This is a genomic window from Chengkuizengella axinellae, from assembly GCF_030730905.1.
Lineage (GTDB): Bacteria > Bacillota > Bacilli > Paenibacillales > KCTC-33759 > Chengkuizengella > Chengkuizengella axinellae.
This window is the reverse complement of the sequence record NZ_JAVAMP010000006.1, coordinates 15,923-41,696: the sequence shown is the minus strand read 5'-3', so window position 1 is coordinate 41,696 and position 25,774 is coordinate 15,923. Positions and strand designations below refer to the sequence as shown.

Here is a 25,774-nt window from a genome sequence, read left to right as displayed (position 1 = left end):
TATTTATTTGCTAGTAAATCCTTTTCCAACTACTGTTTGTCTATCTAAACCAAAAAATATAGTAAGATTTCCTGAAGAATCGATCTCATTATTATTAAATGTAACAGAATAAACTTGTTGTTTGTCATAGTCTATATGAATTAGAGATTTGTTTTTATTAGCAATATTTATTTTCTCTACGGTTGAATCTTTTGGAGATACTGGAATTAACATTTTTTCTTCATCTGTAAGACTATTGAATGCCACCATCTCAATAGGCAAATCTCCTTTAAAGTCAATTAAAACAATGAAAGTTAAATTTTCTTTATATTAGACGTTTAGTATTGAATAGAAGTTTCGATGCATTGCAAACAAATGTTACATAAAAAATCCATTTTTTGTTTATTGATTGTGATTTTTGTCACATACATAGCTTAGAAATTCTAGTACATTGTTAACAGAATATAGGATTGGGGAGATGTAATATGTTCTGTCATCAATGTGAACAAACACCATCAGGTGGATGTAATGTGATTGGCGTATGCGGGAAGGACGAAACGATTGCTAGTTTACAAGATACGATTGTATTTGCTTTAAAAGGAATTGCTGCATACCGGACACATGCAAACCAACTGGGGTATACTGATTCTTTTGTAGATGAAACAACACATGAAGCTTTATATATGACTTTGACAAATTCAAATTTTAATACACAAGAACATATTGATATGGCAATGAAGGTAGGTAAAGCAGCCATTAGAGTGATGGAATTGTTAGATCAAGCACATACGGATCGGCTTGGAATACCGGAGCCAGCAACCGTTACTCAAAATAAAATTGAAGGTAAATGTATCGTTGTTACGGGACATAATTTACTTGCATTAGAACAATTATTAAAACAAACAGAGGGTAAAGGAATAAATATATATACTCACTCAGAGATGCTTCCTGCACATGGATATCCTCATTTGAAAAAATATGGTCATTTAAAAGGTAACATAGGAAAGGCTTGGTTTGATCAACGACGATTGTTTGAAAAGTTTCCCGGAGCCATTCTAGCAACTACTAATTGTGTAATGCCTATTAAGGGTTCTTACGCAGATCGATTTTTCTCTTATGATATAGCAGGATTAGAAGGTGTAGTCAAAATAGAAAACGATGATTTTACACCACTTATCGAAAAAGCACTATCTTTACCAGAAGCAAACATACAATCAGATGAAAAACTAACAACAGGTTTTCATCATGAAACTGTAATTGGTCTTGCGCCAGAAGTCATTGAAGCAGTAAAAGCAGGAAAAATCAGTCGATTTTTTGTTATTGCAGGATGTGACGCACCTGGAACAGGTGGAGAATATTATCGAGAGCTGGCTTTATCCTTGCCAAGTGATACAGTGATTTTAACAACTTCATGTGGAAAGTTTCGCTTTAACGATGTTGATTATGGAACAGTGCCTGGAACAGACATACCAAGATACTTAGACTTGGGACAATGCAATAATTCGGTTTCAACTGTGAAAATAGCGTTGGCTCTTGCGGATGCCTTCGACTGTGAAGTAAATGATCTACCTGTAAGTATCGTTTTATCTTGGTTCGAGCAAAAAGCAGTCGCTATATTATTAGGGTTGTTTAGTTTAGGTATTCAAGATGTTCGAATTGGTCCTAAACCTCCTGAATTTATTTCAGAAGGGGTTATGAATGTGCTGCAAAATACATTTAATTTAAAACTTACTGGTGATGCTCAGGAAGATATGAAAATGATGTTGATGAATTAAAGAAATAAAGGCTTACCTATAAAATATACTGAAACTCTCATTAAATAATGGGAGTTTTTTTTATTTGTTATTAATAATTTATCAATCAAAGAAATAAAGAATAGTACAATTCAAAAAATGGAAACATGAAAAAACAGAATCATTTGTTCTTGTGTAAAAACATGGTAAGATATGGATTATATAGTTGCTGTTAACTAACATTTATATTTTGGAGGTATAATGCATGAAAAGGCCATTCATAAATAATAAAACACCATGGCATGGGTTGTCTGGTCCAAACTTAGGTTATGTTATGGATTTATATGATCAGTATTTAGTTGATCCAGATAAGATTGATCCAGATACACGAGCATATTTTGATAGGTGGGGAGCTCCTAAAGTTAGAGAAAAAGAAGCTTATACTAAATCAGCACCAAAGCAACTTGAATCTGATCATGAGCTTCAGCATGTTTTATCAGCAATTCGTTTCCTTTATAACATACGCTCTTATGGACATTTGGCTGCTGACATTTATCCGCTTTATGACCCTGAGGCTGACGAGCAACTATTGGATATAAACTACTATGGCTTATCTAAACAAATATTAGAAAAAATACCTGCCTCATTGATTTTACCAAATGCACCAACATGGATAATGAATGCATATGAAGCCATCCAACACATAAAGAAAGTTTATACAGGTACCATCGCGTTTGAGTTTCATCATGTTCAAGATTTAGATGAGAGGAATTGGCTGCTGCAAAAGGTTGAAAGTGGGGGTCTACAACAACATTTAAGTGATGAAACGAAAATAGATATATTTAGAAGGTTGGCAGAGGTTGAAGGCTTTGAACATTTTCTGCATAAAATATTTGTGGGTCAGAAACGATTCTCAGTTGAAGGCTTAGATTCGATGATTATTTTATTGGATGAAATGATTTCAGGTTCTGTACAGAATGGTGCAGAGACGATTAATATTGGCATGGCACATAGAGGTAGATTGAATGTTCTTGCACATGTGTTAGGTAAACCATATGAGATGATTTTTGCAGAATTTCAACATTCCCCAAATAGAGAGTTTGTTCCATCTGAAGGGTCTATCGGGATTAATTATGGATGGATGGGTGATGTGAAATATCATCTTGGTTTATACCGTAAAATTAACGATGAAAATACGAGACAGGTTAGATTGACATTAGCCAATAATCCTAGCCACTTGGAGTTTGTTGGTGCAGTTGTGGAGGGATTTACTCGTGCAGCACAGGATAAAAGAAAATTAGTAGGATCTCCCAAGAGTGATTTCAATTCTGCATTAGCCATTCTAATCCATGGAGATGCAGCATTTCCAGGTCAAGGTGTGGTTGCAGAAACGTTGAATTTAAGTCAATTAGAAGGGTACCATACAGGTGGAACCATTCATATTATTGCTAACAATGCCATTGGTTTTACAACGGAAGCTTATGATTCACGTTCTACAAAATATTCTAGTGATCTAGCCAAGGGATATGAAATTCCTATTCTTCATGTAAATGCTGATGATCCAGAAGCATGTTTTGCAGCAGCTAAGCTAGCTTGTGAATATCGAGCAAAATTCCATAAAGATATATTAATTGATCTCATTGGGTATCGACGTTTTGGTCATAACGAAATGGATGAACCTATGACTACGAATCCACTTATGTATAATATCATCCACAATCATCCAACAGTGAAAGAATTATATCAAAAAAACCTTCAAGCAGAAGGGAAAGTTTCTAAAGAGGAACTAGATCATATAGCAGAAAAAGTTTTAGACAGGTTGAAAGAAGCATATGAAAAAGTTTCTAGTAATGATGAAGAGGTAAACAACGAAGCGGTTTTGCCAGAAGTCATTGAAAAAGGTCTTCCAGAAATGGATACAGCGGTACCGTTTGTACATTTACAACAAATGAACGAACAATTATTATCGTGGCCTTCTCAATTTAATATATTCAGAAAACTCAAAAAAATCTTAGACAGACGTAGAGAAGCATTTGATGATCAAGGTAAAGTGGATTGGGGATTAGCTGAAGCGTTAGCTTTTGCTTCTATTATCTCAGATGGAACTCCTATTAGAATGACAGGTCAAGATTCTGAAAGAGGTACTTTTGCTCAAAGAAATATTGTACTTCATGACTACATGACAGGGAAATCATTCTGTCCTTTCCACCAACTTGGTAATGCGTCATTTGCTGTACATAATAGTCCACTTTCTGAAATAGCAGTACTTGGTTTTGAGTATGGTTATAATGTTTTTGCACCTGAAACTTTAGTCCTTTGGGAAGCACAGTATGGTGATTTTGCCAATGCAGCGCAAGTAATGTTTGACCAGTTCATTTCAGCTGGTAGAGCCAAATGGGGTCAAAAGTCTGGTCTTGTCATTCTGTTGCCTCATGGATATGAAGGGCAAGGACCTGAGCATTCAAGTGGCAGAATAGAGCGCTTTTTAACATTAGCAGCTGAGAATAATTGGACAGTTGCTAATCTGACATCTGCAGCTCAATATTTTCATATCCTTCGAAGACAAGCAGCGATTTTGAAAAGAGAAGAAGTAAGACCGTTAGTCATAATGACACCAAAAAGTTTGCTGCGCAACAAATTAGTCGCTTCTACTGGCAAGGAATTAAGTGAGGGACAGTTTAATCTCATTATTGAACAAAAAAAATTTGGAACTCAAATAGAAAAAGCAGAAAGAATTGTGATAGGTTCTGGGAAGATCATGATTGATTTATTAGAAAAGTCAATAGAAAAGGCAGACGAGTTAGAATGGCTTCATATAATAAGAGTAGAACAGATTTATCCATTTCCGATTCAAGAAATTCAAAATGTAGTTGAGCAATATTCGAATGTAAAGGAAATCATTTGGGTACAAGAAGAGCCTAAAAATATGGGAGCTTGGAACTTTACAGAGCCTAGGTTAAACGAGATTGCACCGACAGGGGTGGAAGTATTCTATATTGGAAGACGTAGACGTTCGAGTCCTGCAGAAGGTGATCCAAATGTTCATAAAAAAGAACAAGCTAGAATTATACAATCCGTATTTACACGAGTAGAAAGGGGTAATGAAGATGGCGAATATTATCATTCCTGAATTAGCAGAAACGATAACTGAAGGTACAATAATGAAATGGATGAAGAAACAAGGGGATAAAGTTGAAATCAATGATGTGGTTTTAGAATTAGAAACGGACAAAGTAAATGTGGAAATTATTTCTGAGCATAGTGGCATATTGAAACAAATTTTATTTAAAGAAGGAGATACAGTAAATGTAGGTGATGCTGTAGCAGTTGTTGAAGAAGGAGCTGAGGGAGTTGATTCTTCAGCTGATTCTAAACAAACTCAAATGCAAGGGGAGCAAAAGGAAATTCAATCGGCAGAACACTTCAATGTGTCTGCAGAGCAAGATAAGATAAAAACCAATGCTTCTCCTGCGGCAAGAAAAATGGCACGTGAAAAGGGTATTAATTTAAATGAAGTAACAAGTGTTAGTCCCATGGGAACTGTTAATGCACAGGATGTTTCCACTCATATTACCTTGACAAAGTTAGATGAAGCTTCTATTACTGACTCAATACATACTTCACCTTCTTTACACGTCAAAGAAGAAGATGGGAAACCTGTTGAGAGGATTCGGATGTCAAGAAGGCGACAAACAATCGCAAACCGTTTAGTAGAAGTACAACAAACTACGGCAATGCTGACTACCTTTAATGAAGTAGACATGACAAATGTGTTAAGTTTACGTAAACGTAGAAAAGAACAATTTTTTGAGGAAAATGATGTGAAGCTCGGCTTTATGTCTTTTTTTACAAAAGCAGTTGTAGCTGCCTTAAAGAAATATCCCTACCTTAACGCTGAAATTCAAGATGAAGAGATCCTTATAAAAAAATATTATGATATCGGTATCGCCGTTTCAGCTCCAGATGGATTAGTTGTTCCAATTGTACGTGATGCTGATCGTAAAAATTTTAGTGAAATTGAGAAGAATATTTTGAATTTAGCTAATAAAGCACGTTCTAACAAACTTGGTCTTAGTGATTTGCAGGGGGGGACATTTACAATTACCAATGGCGGTATTTTTGGTTCTTTAATGTCTACACCGATTTTAAACGGACCTCAAGTTGGCATATTGGGAATGCATTCTATTCAGCTTCGCCCTGTATCTATTGATGAAACGAAAATGGAAAATCGCCCTATGATGTATATTGCACTTTCGTATGATCATCGTATAGTGGATGGAAAAGAAGCAGTTTCTTTCTTAGTTAAAGTGAAACAATTAATTGAAGATCCAGAATTTCTTCTACTTGAAGCATAAGTCCAAGCACTTTCTAAACAAAAATGTATAAAAAATATAAAAAAAGACTTTATTGCAAAGTAGGGTTAAGTTATAATAAAATTAATCATTGAGAATCATTGAGAATCATTTGATAACTATTATAAAATAGTTTTCATTTTAAAAATAAAAGATGTTGGAGGGAACATAAGTAATGAGTAATTCACCTAAGTTTGTCATCGACGGTTTAAAAGCTTCTGTCGAAAACAAAGAAATTTTGAAAGGAATCAATCTTGAAATCAACGGTGGCGAAGTTCATGCCATAATGGGACCAAACGGTACAGGTAAAAGTACATTGGCATCTGCAATCATGGGCCATCCAAAATATGAGGTAACGGAAGGAAAAGCTATTCTAAACGGTGATGATCTGCTTGAAATGGAAGTAGATGAGCGCGCTCGTGCTGGTGTATTTTTAGCGATGCAATACCCAAGTGAAATCACAGGGGTTACGAATGCAGATTTCTTACGTAGTGCAATGAATGCTAAACGTGAAGAGGGAGACGAAATTTCATTAATTAAGTTCATTCGTAAAATGGAAGGAAAAATGGGTGAGCTTGAAATTAATCCTGAATTCATGCACCGTTATTTAAATGAAGGTTTCTCTGGCGGTGAGAAAAAGAGAAACGAAATTTTACAAATGGCAATGTTAGATCCTAGTATTGTGATTCTAGATGAGATCGATTCAGGTCTTGATATTGATGCATTAAAAATTGTTGCAGACGGTGTAAACAACATGCGTAATGAAGAAAGAGGATTTTTAATCATTACTCACTACCAGCGTTTACTTAACTATATTACTCCAGATTTCGTACATGTTATGATGCAAGGTAAAATTGTTAAATCAGGTGGACCTGAATTAGCAGAACGTTTAGAAAATGAAGGTTACGATTGGATAAAAGAAGAATTAGGCATTGAAGATGAAACAGTAGGTCAAGAAGAAGAAGATTTCAAAATGCCAATGAATACAGTGGCACCTGAGTTTAAATAATTAGGAGGAATATTGTATGACAACTCAAATCGTTCTTCCAATTGACCAGAATGAAGTTCGTGAGAACTCACAAAGCAAAAATGAACCAGAATGGTTATCTAATCTTCGTTTAGAAGCTTTAACATTAGCAGGACAATTGGAGTACCCGAAATTAGAAAAAACAAATTTAAACCGTTGGAGCATTGAATCCTACGGAAAATATAAATCAACAGCACCAATTACATCTATTGCAGATTTACCTGAAGCTTATCAAGAGGCTTTGCAGGATCAAAAAGATAATTTGTTAATTCAACGCAATTCAAACGTTGTATTTAAATCTTTATCTGATGATTTAGCTAAAAAAGGAGTTATCTTTACAGATTTGGAAACAGCAGCGAAGGAGCATCCAGAGCTGGTACAGCCTTACTTTATGCAAGCTGTTAAAAAAGAGGAAAATAAACTTACAGCAATCCACACTGCACTTTGGTCTGGCGGCGTATTTTTATATGTGCCTAAAAATGTAGAGGTAGAAATTCCTTTGCAGGTTTTATTTTTAAGTGAAGATGATTCATCCATTTTCTCTCCACATGTACTCATTGTTGCTGACACGAATAGTTCAGTTACTTATGTGGATCATGTAACATCTGAAGGATCTTCTAACGAGCTAGTTCATAATAGCATTGTTGAAGTCTTTGTAAAATCTGGTGCAAAAGTTCAATTTTCAACCCTTCACAATTTAAATGATTCCATTACTGATCTTAGCTATAGAAGAGCAGTGGTAGAAAATGACGGTAGAATCGAATGGATTATTGGAGAAATGAATGATGGGAATTGCATGTCTGATACAAGTACTGTTTTAAAAGGGAACGGTTCTACTTCAGATGCGAAAATCGTTTGCATTGGTTTAAATGAACAAAAATTAAACATTACAACAAATGCCACTCATTTTGGTAAGAACTCTGACAGTGACATGATTACAAGAGCGGTTATGAATGATAATGCGACTGCGATCATAAATGGTGTGACTAAAATTGAACATGGTGCAAAAAATGCAAATGGTGAGCAAACAGAAAAAGTATTGATGTTAAGTCCAACAGCTCGCGGTGATGCAAATCCTATGTTGTTAATTGATGAAGATGAGGTAACAGCGGGTCATGCAGCAAGTGTTGGTCAAGTTGATCAAAATCAAATCTACTACTTAATGTCTCGTGGGATATCAAAAGAAACAGCAGAGCGATTAATAATTTATGGATTTTTAGCACCTGTTGTCTCTGAAATTCCTATAAAGCAGGTTTCAGATCAGCTGCAAGCATTAATTGAAGGAAAACTAGAACGATGAACGCCTTAGAGATTAAAAAGTTATTTCCGATTCTAAATCAAGAAGTGAATGGGCATCCATTAGTATACTTAGACAGTGCTGCAACTTCTCAAAAACCAATCTCGGTTTTAGAAACCTTGCAAAAGTATTATGAGATGGATAACTCTAATGTACACCGAGGTGTGCATACGCTTGGAACTAGAGCTACGGATGCTTATGAAGGTGCGAGAGAAAAGGTTGCACGATTCATAAATGCAAAATCAACACAAGAAATTATTTTTACAAGAGGAACAACAACAGCCATTAATTTAGTTGCTGGGAGCTATGCAAGACAGGTTTGTAAACCTGGGGATGAAATTGTAATTACTCAAATGGAGCATCACAGCAATTTAATACCTTGGCAGCAAGCTGCAAAAGCAACTGGAGCAACTTTAAAATATATCCCTTTACAGCCAGATGGCTCTATTCTTTTAGAAGATGCTGAAGCAACCATCACAGAAAATACAAAAGTAGTCGCAATGACTTATGTATCCAATGTACTAGGTGTGGTGAATCCGATTAAAGAAATTGCAGAAATTGCTCATCGCAAAGGGGCTAAAATCTCTATAGATGGAGCACAAAGCACACCACATAAAAAAGTAGATGTCCAAGATTTGGATTGTGACTTTTATGCTTTATCTGCTCATAAAATGTGTGGTCCTACAGGAATCGGGGCACTCTATGGGAAAAAAGAATTGTTAGACAACATGGATCCAATTGAATTTGGTGGGGAAATGATTGATTTTGTTGATTTATATGAATCAACATGGAAAGAGCTTCCTTGGAAATTCGAAGGAGGAACTCCAATTATAGCAGGTGCAGTAGGTCTTGGAGCTGCAATTGATTTCTTGCAAGAAATAGGTTTGGATGAAATCGAAGTACATGAAAAGAAATTAACTGCATATGCATTGGATAAAATGAAGCAAATTGATGATATTGAAATCTATGGACCTTTGGAAAACAGAGCAGGATTAATCACTTTTAATTTAGGTGATGTGCATCCACATGATGTTGCAACTGTATTAGATTCTGAAGGGGTTGCTGTAAGAGCAGGTCATCATTGCTGTCAGCCATTAATGAGATGGTTGAATGCTTCTGCTACTGCAAGAGCAAGCTTTTATTTATACAATACTGAAGAAGATGCGGATCGTTTGGTTGAAGCTTTAGTAAAAACAAAGGAGTATTTTGGTCATGAAATTGGATGATTTATATAGAAGAGTGATCATGGACCATTATAAAAATCCTCGTAATCGCGGTGAGTTAAACGATGGATCAGTGACAGTTCACCTAAACAATCCGACATGTGGGGATCGTATTTCTCTACAAATGGAGATTGGCAACGGGATTGTTAATGATGCTAAATTTACTGGAGAAGGCTGTTCCATCAGTCTTGCTTCTGCATCCATGATGACAGCCGCAATTAAAGGCAAAAAATTTGATGAAGCTTTAAAAATGGCAGATGATTTCTCCAATTTAATGAAGGGTGAAACACCTGAATTTGAATATGAAGATATTGAAGCTTTATCAGGTGTAAATAAGTTCCCAGCACGTATAAAATGTGCTACACTCGCTTGGAATGCAATGCGAAAAGGTATTGAAGAAGGGCAAGAAAAGTAATCAATAATGAGATGAATATCTCTAATCATAGATATTGCAGGATTTAAAAATTTGAAGGAGGTACAACAATGGCTAAAAAAATGCCGGAAATGGAAGAGTATAAATACGGTTTTAGAGATGAACATAAAGCCATTTTCCAAACAGGAAAAGGGTTAACAAAAGAAATTGTTACTGAAATTTCTCGTCAGAAAAATGAACCTCAATGGATGTTGGATTTTCGTTTGAAATCATTAGCACAATTCGAAAAAATGCCCAATCCAAAATGGGGTGGGGATTTAGATGAGTTGGATTATAATGAAATTCAATACTATGTAAAGCCATCTGAAGCTCAAGGTAAAACATGGGAAGAGGTTCCATCAGAAATTAAAGAAACGTTTGATAAATTAGGTATTCCTGAAGCAGAGCAAAAATTCCTAGCTGGGGTTTCAGCTCAATATGAGTCAGAAGTAGTGTATCATAGTATGCAAAAGGAATTGGAAGATCAAGGTGTTATCTTCATGGATACAGACTCTGCTTTACGTGAGCATCCTGAAATTTTCAAAGAGCATTTTGGAACAGTGATACCAGCTGCAGATAATAAGTTTTCAGCTTTAAACAGTGCAGTTTGGTCTGGAGGAAGTTTCATTTATGTACCAAAAGGTGTTAAATGTGAAGTTCCATTACAGGCATATTTCAGAATTAACTCTGAAAACATGGGACAATTTGAACGTACATTAATTATTGCAGATGAAGGCAGCTTTGTGCATTATGTTGAGGGTTGTACAGCTCCTGTATACAGCACAAATTCACTTCATAGTGCGGTAGTTGAAATTATTTGTAAAAAAGACTCACGTGTTCGTTATACAACGATTCAAAACTGGGCACCAAACATTTATAACCTAGTTACAAAACGTGCGGTGGCAGAAGAAAATGCAACGATGGAATGGGTAGATGGGAACATCGGTTCAAAATTAACGATGAAATATCCAGCTGTTGTATTAAAAGGTGAAGGTGCAAAAGGTAACGTATTATCCATTGCTGTTGCAGGTAAAGGTCAGCATCAGGATGCAGGTGCAAAAATGACTCACCTAGCGCCAAACACAACTTCAACGATTGTTTCAAAGTCCATCAGTAAACATGGTGGTAAAGTAACTTATCGTGGATTAACTTCATTTGGTAGAAATTCGGAAGGCTCTAAAGCAAATGTGCAGTGTGATACATTAATTTTAGATAATGAATCTACTTCAGATACAATTCCTTATAATGAAGTGAAAAACGATAATATTACACTTGAGCATGAAGCAACTGTATCTAAGGTTTCAGAGGATCAATTGTTCTACTTAATGAGTAGAGGGTTGTCTGAATCTGAGGCTACTCAAATGATCGTTATGGGATTCATCGAACCATTTACTAAAGAACTTCCAATGGAGTATGCGGTTGAGATGAATCGTTTAATCAAGTTCGAAATGGAAGGAAGTATCGGTTAACCCTTATTTATCAAGGGTTTTCTGATATGGAAGTGGGTTTTGTCCATATTTTGTCCATAGTTTAATTTTGAACGTACTTTTCATACAGTGCTATAGCATCATCTTCAATTTTTTTAGTAACATGTAAATACGTGTCTGCTGTGACTTTTACACTTGCGTGTCCTAGTCTTTCAGACACGTATTTTATATTTGCCCCAGATTCCAACAAATGCACTGCGTGAGTATGCCTCAATGCGTGTGGAGAGAGGATAGGTACATCTGCTCTTTTACATACTTCCTTAAAATATTCTCTAACAACATTAGTGCGTAGCCATCTGCCATCTTGTTGGTGGAAGATGATGTTATCTGTTGTTTTTTTATAATTTTCATACTTTAAGTACACTTCTTTTTGATTGATTTTATGTCGTTTAATTAACTTTATCATATAGTTATCCAATTTAATTTCACGTTGACTTGCTTTTGATTTTGGTGGTGAAAAAAACTTCCTGTTTTGTGAAGTCTTTACCCTCACTAATTTCACTTTTTGTTTAGGTTTTTCTTCCGTTTTTTTAGGTTGTTTTTGTTTTGAAATATTCAAATGTATAAGTTCATGGAAACGATCACTGTCCCAAGATGTAACAGGACTTACTTGCCAAAGTTCATAGTTTTTGTTGATTTCATATTCAGACTTTTCTTGATCCCAAATCAGAACCTTATGGGTCAGATAGTGAATGAATTAGCAGTGACAAAGAGGACGGTACAAGAATATTTAGATCGTGCTGATAAAAAAAATTAAAGAATCAAAATGCAACAGTCTATTCCTTGTGGGATAGGCTGTTTTTACTAATATCTTATGTCATTATTTGAATTTATTAGATACAATATATTTATATGTAATTGTCAGGAGATGAAAAGATGATAGGGAAAATAGAGTTAGAATTCACTACTCAAGATCATGATTTTATTAAGTTCGAATATTGCGGAAGAATACCAAGGACGTTTAAAACAACAATAAAGGGACATCGTGATTCAGATTGTGTTATCAAGGATAAATACATAATTACTAAGAATTATGAAAACGGAGAGAAAACTAAAGTTGAATTTTCAATTAAACAAGAATCTAGATTTATCGAAGCTTTTTTAAGTTTGGTAAACAAAGAATTAATTGATAAACATGGGAATAGTGAAGAAACTAAAGAAGATATTGAGAAAAGAGAGCATGAATTTATATCTATCTTAGAACATAACATTAAAAATATTGAGGACATTGCAAAAGAAGACAAAGCTATTCCCCAATATAGATATAAACATGGAATAAATGATAGATACTCTGTAGGAGAAATAATGGAGATAAGGGAAGTGCTAAAAAGTGGTTCTAATGGGGATATTCAATTTCTTCTTAAAGGATTTACAGAAGATAGAAACGAATTTCAATTCAAGACATTTCCTTACAAGTATTTTATTAAATATGATCATCATAAGAATAAGTTGGAAATGAACTATTTTATGTTCAAATCAAATGAAAAAAAAGAACGGTTTGATTTTGACCCACAAATATTCAAGGCGGATCGTTATGTAAACATTAATAAAGAAAATTTGAAAGATTTATTTCATTTGAATTTACAAGAGTACGATGTAATAAAACAAAAACTAACTGAGATATATTTATAAAAGTATAGAATGTGGCTTTTTTTGTCGTACGTTTGCCACTATATAGTGAAGGGTAAATATAGAAGGGGGCTGATAAATTATATAAAACTTTGGAATATTTTGACGAAAAATAAGGAAAAAACTCTCTTTTTATAGAAATATCTAGATGTCATTAATACTTTAAAGGAGAGATACATTACATGAAACAAATTAAAGCATTTTTATTAGGGGTTTTAGTAACAGTTCTATTATCTAGCACAGTAGTATTCGCAGCAGGAACTCAAATTGAGGTAGTATTTAGTGATTTAAAGTATATGTTTGATGGAGTTGAAAAGAAACCATCAACTGGTGAAGGCTTTATTTATGAAGGAACTACATATGTGCCTTTAAGATTTGTAAGTGAAGCATTAGGTAAAGATGTTAGTTGGGATGGAAAGAATAGCACGATTTGGGTTGGGGGAATGCCAGGTTCATTTATTTATCTAACTGATTTGGAATATGCAAGAAAAGATCAAGCTCCTGGTGATGGATTCTATTTTAATGAAAAAAATGCAATACCTGGTGAAAAAGCACATAAAAGTATCGGTGTCAAAATTACTGATGGTAATCTTAACAGTATAGATTACAATTTAAATGGAGAATTTAAAGAATTGACAGGAAAGATTGGGATTAGTGATTATTTTAAAAATTCTAAAAAGGAAAATTATAGTATATGGCGATGGGGTAGAGTTATTCAGAAGTTCTGATTTAGTTGGTGGTGATCTAGCAGAAGAAATTAGTATAGATATTGAAGGGGTACTAAAATTACAAATTCAATTTGATACAGAGAATTATTATGATATTGGAATACTTCTTGCAGATGCAAAACTAATTAAATAATACAAAAAATATGAAAGCACTCTATAAGGGTGCTTTTTATTATGTCTACAAAATAACTCAAACCAATATTTGGAGGTGGGGTGATGAAATAAATGAACTGGGAAGAGATAAGGAAAGAATATGAAACAACTGATATCACCTTAAAGGGATTAGCAGAAAAGCATGAACTTAAACTAGGAACATTAAAGAGTAGGAAGAGCAGGGAAAAGTGGAAAAAGGATGCAACCTTAAAGAAATAGGATGCAAAAAAGGTTGCAAAGGATGCATCAAAAAAAACTAAATCAAATGAAGTAGTAGAAAGTCTTGTTGAGTCGGAAGGATTAACCGATAAACAAAGGCTTTTTTGTTTGCACTACATTAAAACATTCAATGCTACTCAGTCTGCAATCAAGGCAGGATATTCTAAAGAAACTGCTCATGTCATAGGTCACGAAAACCTAAGGAAACCTAAAATAGCAATTGAGTTGAAAAGGTTGAAGGGGAAAATGGCTCATGACATATATTTAGATGCTTTAGACGTAGTAAACAAGTACATTAAAATTGCTTTTGCTGATATAACTGACTTTGTGGAATTTGGAACCAAACAAGTTATAAAGGTGATAAACGGAGAAGGTGAAGAAGTGTCTGCATCTGTATTAGATGAAGGGTATGTTGATATCAACCCAAGCCATTTAGTGGATGGCACATTGACCCAAGAAGTAAAAAAAGGTAAAGAAGGCATATCAATTAAACTCCACGACAAAATGAAGGCATTAGAGAAACTAGAGAAATACTTCGACCTCCTTCCGGATCAACATAAACGAATGATTGAAACTGCTAAATCACAACTGGACCAAAAGAAATATGAACTGGATAAACGTAGAGTAGAACTTAGTGAACGAGAGCACCAAAGCAAGGAGTGGTAGTAATGGCGAAGCATGAAGTGTTAAGAAGATTCTATAACTCAGATAAATGGATCACCTTCAGATTAGGACTTATCAATGAGAGAGGTAATAAGTGTTCAAGGTGCAAACAAACAATTGCTATATCAAAAAACATCATAGGCCATCAGGTTAATATGAGTAGTTGGATAAAGATGTATAGGATATTTTGTGTATTATGATGGTTTAAGAGTGAAGTAGGATTAAGGAGTGCCATTAGCGGAGTTTTTGCGAAATATTACAGAAGTCCAATCAATAGATAATTGCAACTCATATTATAACTAAAAATTACTAATGAAGGATGGATTATAATATGAGCATTTTTGATGATTCGATATGTGAATGTTGTGTATGTCCAATGAAATGTGTATTAGATCAATTAAAAGATGAAACAGTGAGTATAATCACAACAACAGATGAAATTGAAAATTCAGAAATAATAGAAGTGAAAAATTTTATTTTAACTATTTTTAATAATGATGAGCAAGAGAATGAATATTTGCCAGTTTGCAATGTATCTGCTGTTACATTTTCATCTTCTAAGCAAGTTAATTTAAAACCAAGTAGGAAAAGTAAAAAGGGTGAATGCAGTTGTTGTGAAGATCCAACAAATGATTTTTTAAATTCTCGAAGCAAAACTGAGTTATTACGAATTAGATATTTAGATGGTGTGAATACCGGTTCTATTGCGGATTTAGGAGAGGGTATTGTCATTTTACAAGATCCAAGTGAACCTCTTTTACATGCTATATCTATTTGTAATATAAATAATATATCACCTGGCTCACCTGACTGAAAGCCAGTCAAGCTAAAGTACTTAAGCCCCCCCATCAAATTTTGAGACTGCAAACCTAGAAGAACCGTACTGTGCACACAATTTTTACACAGACCTAAAATTTTGAAATTGACTGGAGGTTTTTTGAATTGATTCGAAAAGTGAAATTTATAAGAGAGAACATGAGAAATTAACCGAGATATTCAAAGAAGTGGAAGAGTCAAAGAGGAAGCTGGTTGAAGGTTTGATTGATGATGCAGCTTACCTTAAGGCTGAAAATGTGATATTAAAAGAGGTGCTATTAAAAACTGGAATGGTCAAGGTTCATCCAGAACGTCCAGAACTTCAAAAGCCTGTAGAAGCTGCTAAACAATACAGACAAAATATTAATAGTTATGCTGTGGCCATCAAAACTTTAAATGGAGTTCTTTTAAAGAACATTATAGATGAGGATGATGATATGGATGAATTTGAATGAGTGATTATCCTTATAACGTTATTCAGACTGAGTATGATGGTACTCATTCTTATTTGTTGGAGTATATCAATAAGTGTAAATCAGGTGAAATTCTAATCGGCCATGAACTCATGTTGATGTTGGATATTCTATTAACACATTTTGATGATCCTGAAATTAAAGTTGATTTCGAGGATGGACATAAGCGAATTAAATTCATTGAAACAAAATGTAAACACTTTGAAGCACCATTTGCAGGAAGACCCTTTTTGTTAGAGCTATTTCAAAAAGCGTTTGTTGAAGCTATTTATATTTTTAAAATTTTCGATGATGAAATTAACCGATGGGTAAGACTCTATCAAGATATTCTATTTCTTGTAGCAAGAAAAAATGGTAAGACTCCTTTAATCTCAGCGCTCTGTCTAGCTGAGTTTTTTTGTGGTGAATTAGGTACAAGAATCTTATGCTCAAGCAATGACTATGAACAAGCGGATCTTATGTTTCAAGCCATTGACTCCATGAGGGAAGAGAGTAGATCCCTTGAAAAAGTAACAAGAAGCAATATTAAAAGGATTTTCTTTGGCAATCCTAAGAAACAGAAAAAGACAGGTAAGTTTAGTTATAAAAACAAAGGTCAGATCAAGAAAATTTCAGCAAAAACAGGGGCCAAAGAAGGGAAAAACATTAAGGTTGGTGCAGTTGATGAAGTGCATGAATTGAAAGACAATACTTCTACAATGCCGATTAGACAGGCTGTATCTACTCAAGACGAACCTCTTTACATTGAGCTTACAACTGAAGGTGTTATCAATGATGGATACTTAGACGAAAGATTGATTGAAGTTGATACAGAATTACCAACCTCAGTTAAATATAATGAAGCAGAAGATTATTATAACGGAATTGTAAATTCAAATACGGGTGAGGTAATAAAGTATGCAGATGGTCCAGGTGGATTGGCCGCACTATTCAGCTACAACTATATTCTAGATGGAGGAGAAAATAGCAAAACAGGATATGTTCGAGCAACTGGAAAAATAGATTATGATGTAAGGATTTTAGGTTAGTATGAGTTAGAAGTCAAAACAGGCAAGGACGAGAAAACAGTCCGATCAACTCTGAACGGACTTGTTAAAGGTGGATTTATAGAATGTAATAGTGGAGATACACAAGATATAAAGATTATTATGACTAGGGATTATGATTCACCGTTTAGATGAAACAACAAAATAAATCCGCTAATACCAGTGTAAACGTGTAAATGGACTTAATATAATAAAAGTGAGGTCACTTCTAAATGCTTATTTTCATACACCTACGGAAAAGCTTCTCCATATAAGGAGGAGCTTTATTTTGTTTATTTCTCAGGGATTGGCTATTAGTGGATTATGGAGTGGTGCTAAGAATATAGTACAGAAGTGATTTTAATCCCCACTAGCTTTAGGTAGTTGGTGGGGTAGTATCTTTTTTTAATTGTCTGAAACCTGAAAAACTTGATTGATCGTTAATTTGACGTGGTCTAAATGGAATGACCCTTGTTATTGCACATGTAGAAATTGCAGTATTATTTTCCAGTATAACAATACCTTCTCCGATTTCAGTTACAATCCCTCCACTAATACCATCTATAAACTCAATTTGTACAGATTGTCCTTTCAGGGAAATTAATAAATTCGTCATAGGATCTTCGCAACAAGCACATTTTCCCTTACTTTTCTTTATTTGTTTCTTTATATTTACTGTTATTGTGGGATCAACAGGAACGACACCAGTGAATTGACATATTGGTATATTTCCATTTGAGGTAAAAGCAATAAAATTATCCACATCAATTATAGTTATAGAGAAATTAGGAGGGCCTGTTGTAGTTGCAAAATTAACATCTTGCCCTTCTAATTCCTCCAAAACACACTGCATCGGACAAACGCAACAATCACACTTTGACTCATCAAATACACCCATGAAATCACGTCCTTTTAGTTTTTTATTAGTGTATTCAAGTTGGTATTGGATTGACTGGACGTGTGTACTGTATAAGGGAATATCCGCTAATGCTAGTGGATTATGGAGTGGTGCTAAGAATATAGTACAGAAGTAAGTTTCTTCCCCACTGGCTTTAGGTAGTTGGTGGGGGAGTGGTTCTCACAAAGTTTAAAAATCTTGATTGTTCGTTGATTTGTTATTGAGTTAAAATTCTTGTTACTGCACAACTTGAGATGAAATCTGTTTCATTTGGTAATTGCCTTACCTTAATAATCCCTTCTCCGACATCTTCAATTAAAACCTCATCAGGAGAAGTAAAGCCGATAGCTTCAATTTCAACAATTTCGCCAATCAATGAATTCGCTAAATTTGTAATAGGATCTTCACAGCAAGCACATTCTCCCTTGCTTTTTCTAATTGGCTTTTTTATATCGACTGGAATTGTTGGATCAAAGGTTGCAGCTAAAATAATTTGACAAATCGGAATTTGTAAAAGCTATAAAATCTTTTACCTGGTTTATAATAACTTCCTCTTCTGCAAATGTCTGAGTTAAAATTCCTACTTCCCCTATATTAACCATTTGCTCCAAAACACACTGCATCGGGCAAACACAACAATCACAAATTGACTCATCAAAAACGCCCATGAAATCACGTCCTTTTCATTTTTTTACATTGTATGAATTAAATAATTGATTTGACTGGACGTGTAACTATTCTTAAAAATTGTGCTATTGCATATTTTCTTGTATCTCTTATATAATAAGAACAAGTGTTCTAAAAGAGGTGAAACATATGAAAGAAAATAAACTAACTGAAGGGTCAAATATGATGAGAGAGGCAAGCAGGATGATGCTACCCGAACATAAAGAATTGATGAATCATTTCCAAAAGGAAAGACATAGAAAAACTAAACCTGAGTTAGCAGAGGAAGAAATAAATATTATATCAGAGCAATTGTCACAATCCATGATGGAACCAACGGAAATCACAATTGAATTGTTTACAGCCTTTGGAGAGAATACCTTAAAAACAGGTAATATGCCATAGAAAAAACAGGTAATGTTGGTCCATTCCTAAATAGAACAGATTATATCATTCATGATAATATACTAACGTTTGAAGTGAATGAATATGAAGTAACTCAATAATATATGTTTGCTTAGGGGAGCCTCGAAAGGGGCTCTTTTTGTCATACGGTTGCCACTATATAGTAAGAGGGTAAAACACCTATTTATTTGACCTATCCGCATTCGTACAATCATAACAAGATAAGAATCATTGAATGAATTAATCCCAACTTAAATTATCTGTGAAAACCAAGGAGTTACTTGTTTTAATTCCCTTGGTTTTATTGTACCAATGTCTAGGGGTACCAGTCCAAGCGAATTGATCAGAATGTTCATAAGATAAGATAAATGATAATTTATTGAGTTGGGAGGTTTGTTTATGGGACTAAATAAAGGACCTTTTGTTGTTGTTGATACGGTTTCAGTATTGGATCCATACGGGTGGGAAGGATCAATTACATTACTACTAGATAATGTGATAATTACTCCAATACCTGTTACCCTGCTGTCTGTTGATGTGTGTGTCAGACAACCTGAGAGAACACAGGTATTACTTGATTCTTTCTTTCAAAACGCTATCACAATAAGTGGTGGCGACGGGGTAATCGGAGTTCGTTATCAACTCCAGCGAAATGACACACCTATTGCAGAAATAAATGATGAAATGGATTATGCTGACGTTAATGATGGAAGACATACAAACTTTCCGGATTTTCCTTTAGTTGATAAGACACCAAATCGTGGAATAAATAAGTATCAACTGAAAGTTGTACAGCTGGCAATTAGTGTACCGGCACTCAATAGTATTTACATTGGTTCCAGAAGCCTAAAAGCCACTGTAATACCGTTATAGAACTAGAGTTTAAAAATATAATTATATGATTAAACGGTTAACAGAAAGGACGTAGAGATACGTCTTATTTACATTCCAGCCCATAGATAAGAGTCCAAGCAATTTCATTAGATTGATCATAAGATAAGATGAAGGATAATTTAATGAGTGGGGAGGTGAGTTTATGGGACTAAATAAAGGACCTTTTGTTGTGGCTCAAAGTGTTTCAGTAGATAATCCATTCAATGACCCAGATGTAATTTTTCTTCAAGGAAACATGCCTACAACTGTTGCTACCGTCGATGTGTGTGTTAAACATCCACAAAGGACACAAGTATGTATTGATTCAATGGTTCAGGTGGGTGTGGGAGCTTCTACTGCGGGTATGCCTACTACTTTTGCAATGACATATGAACTTTTTCGCAATAGCACTCCGATTGCAACAATAAATGATGAAATGGATTACTCGTCACCTCCAAATGAAAATTTCAATTATACAAACTTTCCAAATTTTCCTGTAGTCGATAAAGATCCAGTTGCAGGAAACAATACGTATGATCTTGTATGTACTCGGGTCACTGCAAATGAAAGTCAAGTAGCTTTTATTGGAGTTGGATCCCGAAGCCTAAAAGCCACTGTAATAACATTATAAAGTTTAAAAATATAATTATATGATTAAACGGTAAACAGAAAGGGGCGTAGAAATACGTCTTTTTTTGTTGGGAAAATATCATCCACTTATGCTAGGGGAGGGAAGCAGGATGATAAACAATTAAACAACTCATTATTGATATATACTCTGTTCCTGCTAAACAAACAACAGTTTTCTCCTCCTGTTGTCGTGATCCCAACGATTAAGGAACAGATCGGGAACGCTAGCGGTGAGCGTTAATAATCACCGTAAAGCAGAAAGTCCTTATCAAGAACAAGCTCAATAAGGACTAATACAAACAACTTGCTATTATATTATTCCAATTAGCAAATTAAATATAAATATTCAATGAGGTGAAGTTAATGGATGAACTGTTGAAAGACAAAACACAGGATGCTTTTAAGAACATGCACATGATGATGTTAAAGGATGTAGAGTTCATGAAGGTGGAATTAGCATTTAGGCTCAACTTAGACGAAAAGGAAATAACAAGAGAATGGTTTTCTGGTGATGAAAGACGACGTTACAAAGCTTTTGTAAAGGTCATGGATGCAATCAATAAAGAAGAAAATGAATTAGTAAGAGAACGTATTGGATTAACTTTAATGGGTGGTGTATTTGAGGATATATCTGAATCAGAAAGGAGAATGATAATAGATGCTCAAGAAGATATTAAACAGACTCATTAGAGGAACAGCACATATGGCACAGCCAGTAGCAAGGAACAGGAAAGAACGTAGGGATGGTAGACAGCTAATACAAATGCTTCATTCGATTTCTAAATTATTACTATTTAATATATCATTATAAATTCAAGATCAGAAAAACCACTGACCTATTAATCAGTGGTTTTTCCGTTTCATCTCCATGCAACCATTTACAATAAACAAGCATACTAGTTTTGTAGGCGGTATGTAGTTCTATTCTGTTAGTCATGCGCCTATTATTTAAAAAATCCCAAAAATGATGAGATTCTAAAGAAGGTTCAACCTCTTAAGGGTTTTATTTTTTAAACTGACTAGTTAAAGGTGGATATATTGAATATCCAGATGGAGATACAAAGAATATAAAAATAATGAGATACTTTTTGCAATTCACTTCTTATTTAGAATATTATTGACCATGGAGTGTGAGATAAAATGAATAAATAATAGTCGTTAATTCTATGAAAGCGATAATAAACCTTATGAATAAGGAGAGGTAAAATAATGAATAGAAAAGTAATGCTTATATTATTGTTTCTGGTTTTAAATACTGCATGTAATGAGGGAGATATAGATATTCAAGATGTGGAGCAATATATTGAGGGAAACAATATTTCTAGTCCCGTAGTAAAAAAATTAAATGATGAAATGTATTATATTTTTTCTGATAAGAGAATTGATGTGTATAAAGGTGGTTCTAAGGCTAATACATCAACTGGTTCGCTTGGTCCAGATGGAATTATGACAGGAGGTTATGAAAAGGGATCATTTGGAATGATAATAAATAATAAAGAAGTTTTAGAAAAAGCAAGATATTATACTCTAACTTATAATAATGAAGTTAGAATTTATGAATTGGATTTTGAAAAGGATAATACATACCTAATTGTACAAGATGAAAGGATATTTAATCCAATAAATCCTGATAGCATTTTAAGATTTCTAGATAAAGATTACAATTTATTGCTTAATACAAACTATAAAGAGTAAATATAAGTTTGTTCATTATTATATATTGCCAGATCAACATAAGAGAATGTTAGAAACGAAAAATCAGAACTGGATCAGAAGAAATACGAACTGGATAAACGGATAGCAGAACTTAGAGAGAAACAACATGAAAGTGATGTGTGGTAATAATGGCAAAACATGAAGTATTAAAGCGATTCTATAACTCAGATAAGTGGGTTACATTTAGATTAGGTTTAATCAACGAAAGGGGCAATAAATGCTGAAGGTGTAAACAGACCACTGTCATATCAAAAGAAATTATAGGTCACCACAAAATAGAACTCACACCTGAGAATGTACATGACCATAACATAAGCTTAAACCCGGAACTAGTAGATTTGGTTTGCTTTGATTGCCATAACAAAGAACACCATCGTTTTGGATATAAAGTAGAAAAGAATGTTTACCTGGTATATGGTCCACCAATAGCAGGAAAGCAGACATTTGTTAAACAACATGTACAACGAGGGGATATCGTCATTGATATGGATAGGTTATACGCTGCTGTATAAATGCAACCTGAGTATGATAAGCCGGATAATCTACTAATGAATGTGATAGTGGAGATACACAAGATATAAAGATTGTATATACTAGGGATTATGAATCACCGTATAGATAAATTCACTCACAAGCTACTCCATCATCATCTCGATCTAATTTCGTGCTATATCCTGGTTCATCTGCATGCAATGGTGAAGCACCTGCTTCTCTTACTTGTGTGCAGTTTTCATAAATTATTTCTACAGTTGTTTCTTTCCACTTAGTATTGCTATCTATCTCGCTTTCTTCAAATACAAACAATACCATAGTACCCTCTGCATAATCTTCTAATTCCTTACCTACCCATGATCCAGCTCCTCGATTATCTGATGGGTCAGTATAAGCTACACTAGCACCTTCTCCTCCTTCAGCACACATTGCCATTGGCCATTCATCACGATCATATCCATCTTTAGTTGGGATTCCTGCAAGGGATTCATCTCTATTTTCATCTGCCCCATCACGATCTATGGTACATACAGAAGACTGACCGTTTAATATGGCAGATTCAATATGTGCTGCTGTTTCAGGGTATCTATCAGCAGGAAAAACTAAAATTTCATCATATGTAGAAATTTTAGTATCAGATGTAACTACTTCACTAGATTGCGAACAACCTAATAACATCAATAAAAGTATAAGCGAATAAATAATTCTCATGATAAATCCTCCCAGAAGTTAGTAAAACTATCGTATTGATTATAACAAAAAACCACTAAACATAAGTCATAAGTCAGTGGGGTGTTAGATAAAACCGTCCATTTTAGAAATTACCTTACTACTTTTAAAAAAGTAACGTTATTTTTTCTTTCTTCTATACTTTTTCTTCTATACTTTTTCTTAAATAAAAAATAGCTATAATTTGAAAAGTCAGAGGGTATTATAGATAAATATATCCAAAATATGAAGATTACAGGTGATAATATTATACTCCACATTTAAAAATTTTTGGTTGTTGTAATAATTGATTTTATCAGCTGCTAATGGATTATGGAGTGGTGCAAAGAATATAGTTCAGAAGTAAATTTATTTCCCCACTGGCTTAGGTTGGTGGGGAAATTTTTATGTAGAGCCATATACTACATCTTGAATATTCACAATTCCTTGACCTACTTCGAAAACAGTACCAGCACTATTCGCGTCTGGTATGAATTGAATATCTACTTGGTATTGGATTGACTGGATGTGTAACTATTTTCAAAAATTGTGCTATTGCATATCTCCATGTACCTCTTATACAACAAGAACAAATGTTCTCAGTGGGTGATTTCATGCTCACAGACCTACAAAGAAAAATATTACGAATCCTATACAATTACTCGGCTACAAGACGTAGAATGCCAACTATTCCAGAGTTAGAAATCAAAACAGGCAAAGATGAAAAAACAGTCCGTTCAGTATTAAACGGACTTGTTAAAGGTGGATATATTAAATGTGATAGTGGAGATACACAAGATATAAAGATTATTATGACTAGGGATTATGATTCACCGTTTGGAAGATAAAGAACGAGATGATCAGCCTTTACCTCCCAGTTGACCTTGATCGCTATCTCCATCTTCATTAGGAGCAACAAGGTTGTTAAAGTCTATAGGTAAATTAGCAATATCGTCATTTACTTTAATCGTTGGAGCTACTAAGTTTTCTAAGAATTCAATTATAGCAAGACCTTCCGGGTCAACTTCAATCTCAGGAGCAATAAGATTCTCCAAAAATTCAATATTCGCTAAATCAACCTCTAAGTCTGACTCATTTGCGTTCACAGGAATTGCTAATGTAAAACATAAAATAAGTACTGCTAATGAAGTAAAACGTTTTTTCATTAAATCACATCACCTTTCTAATTTAATGGTAAATTATTACTTTATTATTATAACATAAAAAAAACGACCAACCTATGTCTCAGTGGTTCTACTAAAATTATGCTCTTGTCCTAGATAACCTGTCCTATACCAAATGGAGTCTATAAACATAGTAAATAGTATAAAAGTAATGGAGGTGAAAGATATGAGTGCATTTATAGCAGTGGTATTAGTGTTGTTTATTTTGTTAGTGATCATTTTACTTGGAAATAGGAAAAATAGAAGCTACAGCACAGAAGATAATACAGCTTCCAATCTGGATTTACTCAGGCGTTTCAACAAAATATATCGAATGTCACAATTTGATTTAAATGCCCAAATTGGTGGTTCAACATTATTTTAAATAACTAAAAAACCACACATCCCTAGTGAAACCATTTTCCATAAACAACAGCATACAAGTTTTGTCGGTGGTATGCAGTACTATCTTATTATAAAGCTGTTAGCGGTTTATGGAGTGGTGCTAAGAATATAGTACAGAAGTGAGTTTGTTTTCCCACTGGTTTAGGTAACTGGTGTGGAGATTAAAATTATTGAATTACTCTAGTTATATTACAGAGCGAATATGCACCCCATATTGTCGGAGATTCATCCAATAGGAGAATTCCTTCTCCAACTCCAGTAATCGTACCACCAGTTAATGGAGTGGATTGAATATATTCTAAGGAAATGAACTGTCCAATTTTAGTCTTTAGGAAATTAGCTAAAGGATCTTCGCAGCAAGCACATTCTCCTGAACTTTTTCGTAAATCTTTCAATTTTATATCAATAGATGGATTAAAGTATTCAACTCCAGGTACATTACATATAGGAATTACACCGTTTGTAGTAAAAAGTAGAAAGTCTCTAACATCAATAATTGTAGTATCAAGTGGAAGACCAAGAAGACTTCTTACAAGTACCTGCTCCCCTACTAATTTTTCTAAAACACACTGCATTGGACACACACAACAATCACACTTAGA

31 protein-coding genes and 2 pseudogenes are annotated in these 25,774 nt (G+C 34.3%); 24 read left to right on the top strand and 9 right to left on the bottom strand.

What is annotated here, in order from left to right:
* Positions 1-3 precede the first annotated feature (3 nt).
* Complete coding sequence (locus Q5Y73_RS13435; RefSeq protein WP_305992426.1) at positions 4-249, bottom strand: hypothetical protein; 246 nt, start codon at positions 247-249, stop codon at positions 4-6.
* Between the two features lie 215 nt (positions 250-464).
* Between Q5Y73_RS13435 and hcp the strand changes: the two genes are divergently transcribed.
* From hcp to sufB, 8 genes are all read left to right on the top strand, one after another.
* A complete protein-coding gene (hcp, locus tag Q5Y73_RS13430; RefSeq protein ID WP_305992425.1) occupies positions 465-1,754 on the top strand; it encodes a hydroxylamine reductase in 1,290 nt (429 codons plus the stop codon).
* 223 nt (positions 1,755-1,977) lie between these two features.
* Positions 1,978-4,842: a 2-oxoglutarate dehydrogenase E1 component gene (locus tag Q5Y73_RS13425; protein WP_305992424.1), complete on the top strand. Its 2,865-nt coding sequence runs from the start codon at positions 1,978-1,980 to the stop codon at positions 4,840-4,842.
* Positions 4,820-6,067, top strand: a complete 1,248-nt coding sequence (gene odhB / locus Q5Y73_RS13420; protein WP_305992423.1) for a 2-oxoglutarate dehydrogenase complex dihydrolipoyllysine-residue succinyltransferase — start codon at positions 4,820-4,822, stop codon at positions 6,065-6,067. Before Q5Y73_RS13425 ends, odhB begins: the two co-directional genes overlap by 23 nt.
* A gap of 172 nt (positions 6,068-6,239) precedes the next feature.
* Positions 6,240-7,073 carry a Fe-S cluster assembly ATPase SufC gene (sufC, locus tag Q5Y73_RS13415; RefSeq protein ID WP_305992422.1) on the top strand — a complete coding sequence of 278 codons (834 nt, stop codon included), beginning with the start codon at positions 6,240-6,242 and terminating at the stop codon, positions 7,071-7,073.
* 16 nt (positions 7,074-7,089) lie between these two features.
* Positions 7,090-8,391 (top strand): Fe-S cluster assembly protein SufD, encoded by a 1,302-nt coding sequence (sufD, locus tag Q5Y73_RS13410; RefSeq protein ID WP_305992421.1) that lies wholly within the window; start codon positions 7,090-7,092, stop codon positions 8,389-8,391.
* On the top strand, positions 8,388-9,614 hold the full coding sequence (locus Q5Y73_RS13405) for a cysteine desulfurase (RefSeq protein WP_305992420.1): 1,227 nt from the start codon (positions 8,388-8,390) through the stop codon (positions 9,612-9,614). Before sufD ends, Q5Y73_RS13405 begins: the two co-directional genes overlap by 4 nt.
* Positions 9,601-10,026, top strand: a complete 426-nt coding sequence (sufU, locus tag Q5Y73_RS13400; RefSeq protein WP_305992419.1) for a Fe-S cluster assembly sulfur transfer protein SufU — start codon at positions 9,601-9,603, stop codon at positions 10,024-10,026. Before Q5Y73_RS13405 ends, sufU begins: the two co-directional genes overlap by 14 nt.
* 68 nt (positions 10,027-10,094) lie before the next feature.
* Complete coding sequence (gene sufB / locus Q5Y73_RS13395; RefSeq protein WP_305992418.1) at positions 10,095-11,492, top strand: Fe-S cluster assembly protein SufB; 1,398 nt, start codon at positions 10,095-10,097, stop codon at positions 11,490-11,492.
* 61 nt (positions 11,493-11,553) lie between these two features.
* On the opposite strand, the gene Q5Y73_RS13390 is transcribed toward sufB, so the two are convergent.
* Entirely contained in the window at positions 11,554-12,069 is a 516-nt protein-coding gene (locus Q5Y73_RS13390) for a site-specific integrase (protein WP_305992417.1), read from the bottom strand.
* Positions 12,070-12,386: 317 nt separating this feature from the next.
* On the opposite strand from Q5Y73_RS13390, the gene Q5Y73_RS13385 reads away from it, so the two are divergent.
* The 8 genes and pseudogenes from Q5Y73_RS13385 to Q5Y73_RS13355 all read left to right on the top strand — a co-directional run bounded on the left by Q5Y73_RS13385 (position 12,387) and on the right by Q5Y73_RS13355 (position 17,219).
* Positions 12,387-13,142 (top strand): hypothetical protein, encoded by a 756-nt coding sequence (locus Q5Y73_RS13385; RefSeq protein ID WP_305992416.1) that lies wholly within the window; start codon positions 12,387-12,389, stop codon positions 13,140-13,142.
* Positions 13,143-13,321: 179 nt separating this feature from the next.
* Entirely contained in the window at positions 13,322-13,867 is a 546-nt protein-coding gene (locus Q5Y73_RS13380; RefSeq protein WP_305992415.1) for a stalk domain-containing protein, read from the top strand.
* Positions 13,794-14,000 carry an NPCBM/NEW2 domain-containing protein gene (locus Q5Y73_RS24870; protein WP_371320210.1) on the top strand — a complete coding sequence of 69 codons (207 nt, stop codon included), beginning with the start codon at positions 13,794-13,796 and terminating at the stop codon, positions 13,998-14,000. Before Q5Y73_RS13380 ends, Q5Y73_RS24870 begins: the two co-directional genes overlap by 74 nt.
* A gap of 92 nt (positions 14,001-14,092) precedes the next feature.
* Positions 14,093-14,239 (top strand): hypothetical protein, encoded by a 147-nt coding sequence (locus Q5Y73_RS13375; protein ID WP_305992414.1) that lies wholly within the window; start codon positions 14,093-14,095, stop codon positions 14,237-14,239.
* A gap of 93 nt (positions 14,240-14,332) precedes the next feature.
* Positions 14,333-14,905, top strand: a pseudogene (locus Q5Y73_RS13370) (terminase small subunit); the annotation flags it as partial.
* A 328-nt stretch (positions 14,906-15,233) separates the two neighbouring features.
* On the top strand, positions 15,234-15,716 hold the full coding sequence (locus tag Q5Y73_RS13365; RefSeq protein WP_305992413.1) for a hypothetical protein: 483 nt from the start codon (positions 15,234-15,236) through the stop codon (positions 15,714-15,716).
* A gap of 190 nt (positions 15,717-15,906) precedes the next feature.
* Entirely contained in the window at positions 15,907-16,173 is a 267-nt protein-coding gene (locus Q5Y73_RS13360) for a hypothetical protein (RefSeq protein ID WP_305992412.1), read from the top strand.
* On the top strand, positions 16,170-17,219 hold the full coding sequence (locus Q5Y73_RS13355) for a terminase large subunit domain-containing protein (RefSeq protein WP_305992411.1): 1,050 nt from the start codon (positions 16,170-16,172) through the stop codon (positions 17,217-17,219). The genes Q5Y73_RS13360 and Q5Y73_RS13355 overlap by 4 nt, the downstream gene beginning before the upstream one ends.
* A gap of 373 nt (positions 17,220-17,592) precedes the next feature.
* On the opposite strand, the gene Q5Y73_RS13350 is transcribed toward Q5Y73_RS13355, so the two are convergent.
* The 3 genes from Q5Y73_RS13350 to Q5Y73_RS13340 all read right to left on the bottom strand — a co-directional run bounded on the left by Q5Y73_RS13350 (position 17,593) and on the right by Q5Y73_RS13340 (position 18,782).
* Positions 17,593-18,114, bottom strand: coding sequence for a hypothetical protein (locus Q5Y73_RS13350; protein WP_305992410.1), 522 nt, complete (start codon positions 18,112-18,114; stop codon positions 17,593-17,595).
* Positions 18,115-18,331: 217 nt separating this feature from the next.
* Positions 18,332-18,490 carry a hypothetical protein gene (locus tag Q5Y73_RS13345; protein ID WP_305992409.1) on the bottom strand — a complete coding sequence of 53 codons (159 nt, stop codon included), beginning with the start codon at positions 18,488-18,490 and terminating at the stop codon, positions 18,332-18,334.
* 94 nt (positions 18,491-18,584) lie between these two features.
* Positions 18,585-18,782, bottom strand: a complete 198-nt coding sequence (locus Q5Y73_RS13340; RefSeq protein WP_305992408.1) for a hypothetical protein — start codon at positions 18,780-18,782, stop codon at positions 18,585-18,587.
* A 148-nt stretch (positions 18,783-18,930) separates the two neighbouring features.
* Here Q5Y73_RS13340 and Q5Y73_RS13335 point away from each other — a divergent pair, with 148 nt between their 5' ends.
* The 6 genes from Q5Y73_RS13335 to Q5Y73_RS13310 all read left to right on the top strand — a co-directional run bounded on the left by Q5Y73_RS13335 (position 18,931) and on the right by Q5Y73_RS13310 (position 22,383).
* Complete coding sequence (locus Q5Y73_RS13335; RefSeq protein ID WP_305992407.1) at positions 18,931-19,185, top strand: YolD-like family protein; 255 nt, start codon at positions 18,931-18,933, stop codon at positions 19,183-19,185.
* Positions 19,186-19,584: 399 nt separating this feature from the next.
* A complete protein-coding gene (locus tag Q5Y73_RS13330; protein WP_305992406.1) occupies positions 19,585-20,058 on the top strand; it encodes a hypothetical protein in 474 nt (157 codons plus the stop codon).
* A 163-nt stretch (positions 20,059-20,221) separates the two neighbouring features.
* Positions 20,222-20,689 (top strand): hypothetical protein, encoded by a 468-nt coding sequence (locus Q5Y73_RS13325; RefSeq protein WP_305992405.1) that lies wholly within the window; start codon positions 20,222-20,224, stop codon positions 20,687-20,689.
* A 362-nt stretch (positions 20,690-21,051) separates the two neighbouring features.
* Positions 21,052-21,378 carry a hypothetical protein gene (locus Q5Y73_RS13320; RefSeq protein WP_305992404.1) on the top strand — a complete coding sequence of 109 codons (327 nt, stop codon included), beginning with the start codon at positions 21,052-21,054 and terminating at the stop codon, positions 21,376-21,378.
* Positions 21,347-21,499 (top strand): hypothetical protein, encoded by a 153-nt coding sequence (locus tag Q5Y73_RS13315; RefSeq protein WP_305992403.1) that lies wholly within the window; start codon positions 21,347-21,349, stop codon positions 21,497-21,499. Before Q5Y73_RS13320 ends, Q5Y73_RS13315 begins: the two co-directional genes overlap by 32 nt.
* 398 nt (positions 21,500-21,897) lie before the next feature.
* The gene (locus Q5Y73_RS13310; RefSeq protein ID WP_305992402.1) at positions 21,898-22,383 is read left to right on the top strand and encodes a hypothetical protein; all 486 of its coding nucleotides are present in this window, start codon (positions 21,898-21,900) and stop codon (positions 22,381-22,383) included.
* 645 nt (positions 22,384-23,028) lie between these two features.
* Here Q5Y73_RS13310 and Q5Y73_RS13305 read toward each other — a convergent pair.
* A complete protein-coding gene (locus Q5Y73_RS13305) occupies positions 23,029-23,214 on the bottom strand; it encodes an excalibur calcium-binding domain-containing protein (protein WP_305992576.1) in 186 nt (61 codons plus the stop codon).
* Positions 23,203-23,574, bottom strand: a pseudogene (locus Q5Y73_RS13300) (hypothetical protein); the annotation flags it as partial. The gene Q5Y73_RS13305 and the pseudogene Q5Y73_RS13300, both read right to left, overlap by 12 nt.
* 644 nt (positions 23,575-24,218) lie before the next feature.
* On the opposite strand from Q5Y73_RS13300, the gene Q5Y73_RS13295 reads away from it, so the two are divergent.
* Positions 24,219-24,452, top strand: coding sequence for a LexA family transcriptional regulator (locus Q5Y73_RS13295; protein ID WP_305992401.1), 234 nt, complete (start codon positions 24,219-24,221; stop codon positions 24,450-24,452).
* Positions 24,453-24,464: 12 nt separating this feature from the next.
* Here the strand turns inward: Q5Y73_RS13295 and Q5Y73_RS13290 are convergent, their stop codons facing one another.
* Positions 24,465-24,770, bottom strand: a complete 306-nt coding sequence (locus Q5Y73_RS13290; protein ID WP_305992400.1) for a hypothetical protein — start codon at positions 24,768-24,770, stop codon at positions 24,465-24,467.
* A gap of 184 nt (positions 24,771-24,954) precedes the next feature.
* Between Q5Y73_RS13290 and Q5Y73_RS13285 the strand changes: the two genes are divergently transcribed.
* Positions 24,955-25,152, top strand: coding sequence for a hypothetical protein (locus Q5Y73_RS13285; protein WP_305992399.1), 198 nt, complete (start codon positions 24,955-24,957; stop codon positions 25,150-25,152).
* 187 nt (positions 25,153-25,339) lie between these two features.
* Here Q5Y73_RS13285 and Q5Y73_RS13280 read toward each other — a convergent pair whose 3' ends face one another.
* Positions 25,340-25,747, bottom strand: a complete 408-nt coding sequence (locus tag Q5Y73_RS13280; protein WP_305992398.1) for a hypothetical protein — start codon at positions 25,745-25,747, stop codon at positions 25,340-25,342.
* Between the last annotated feature and the right edge of the window lie 27 nt (positions 25,748-25,774).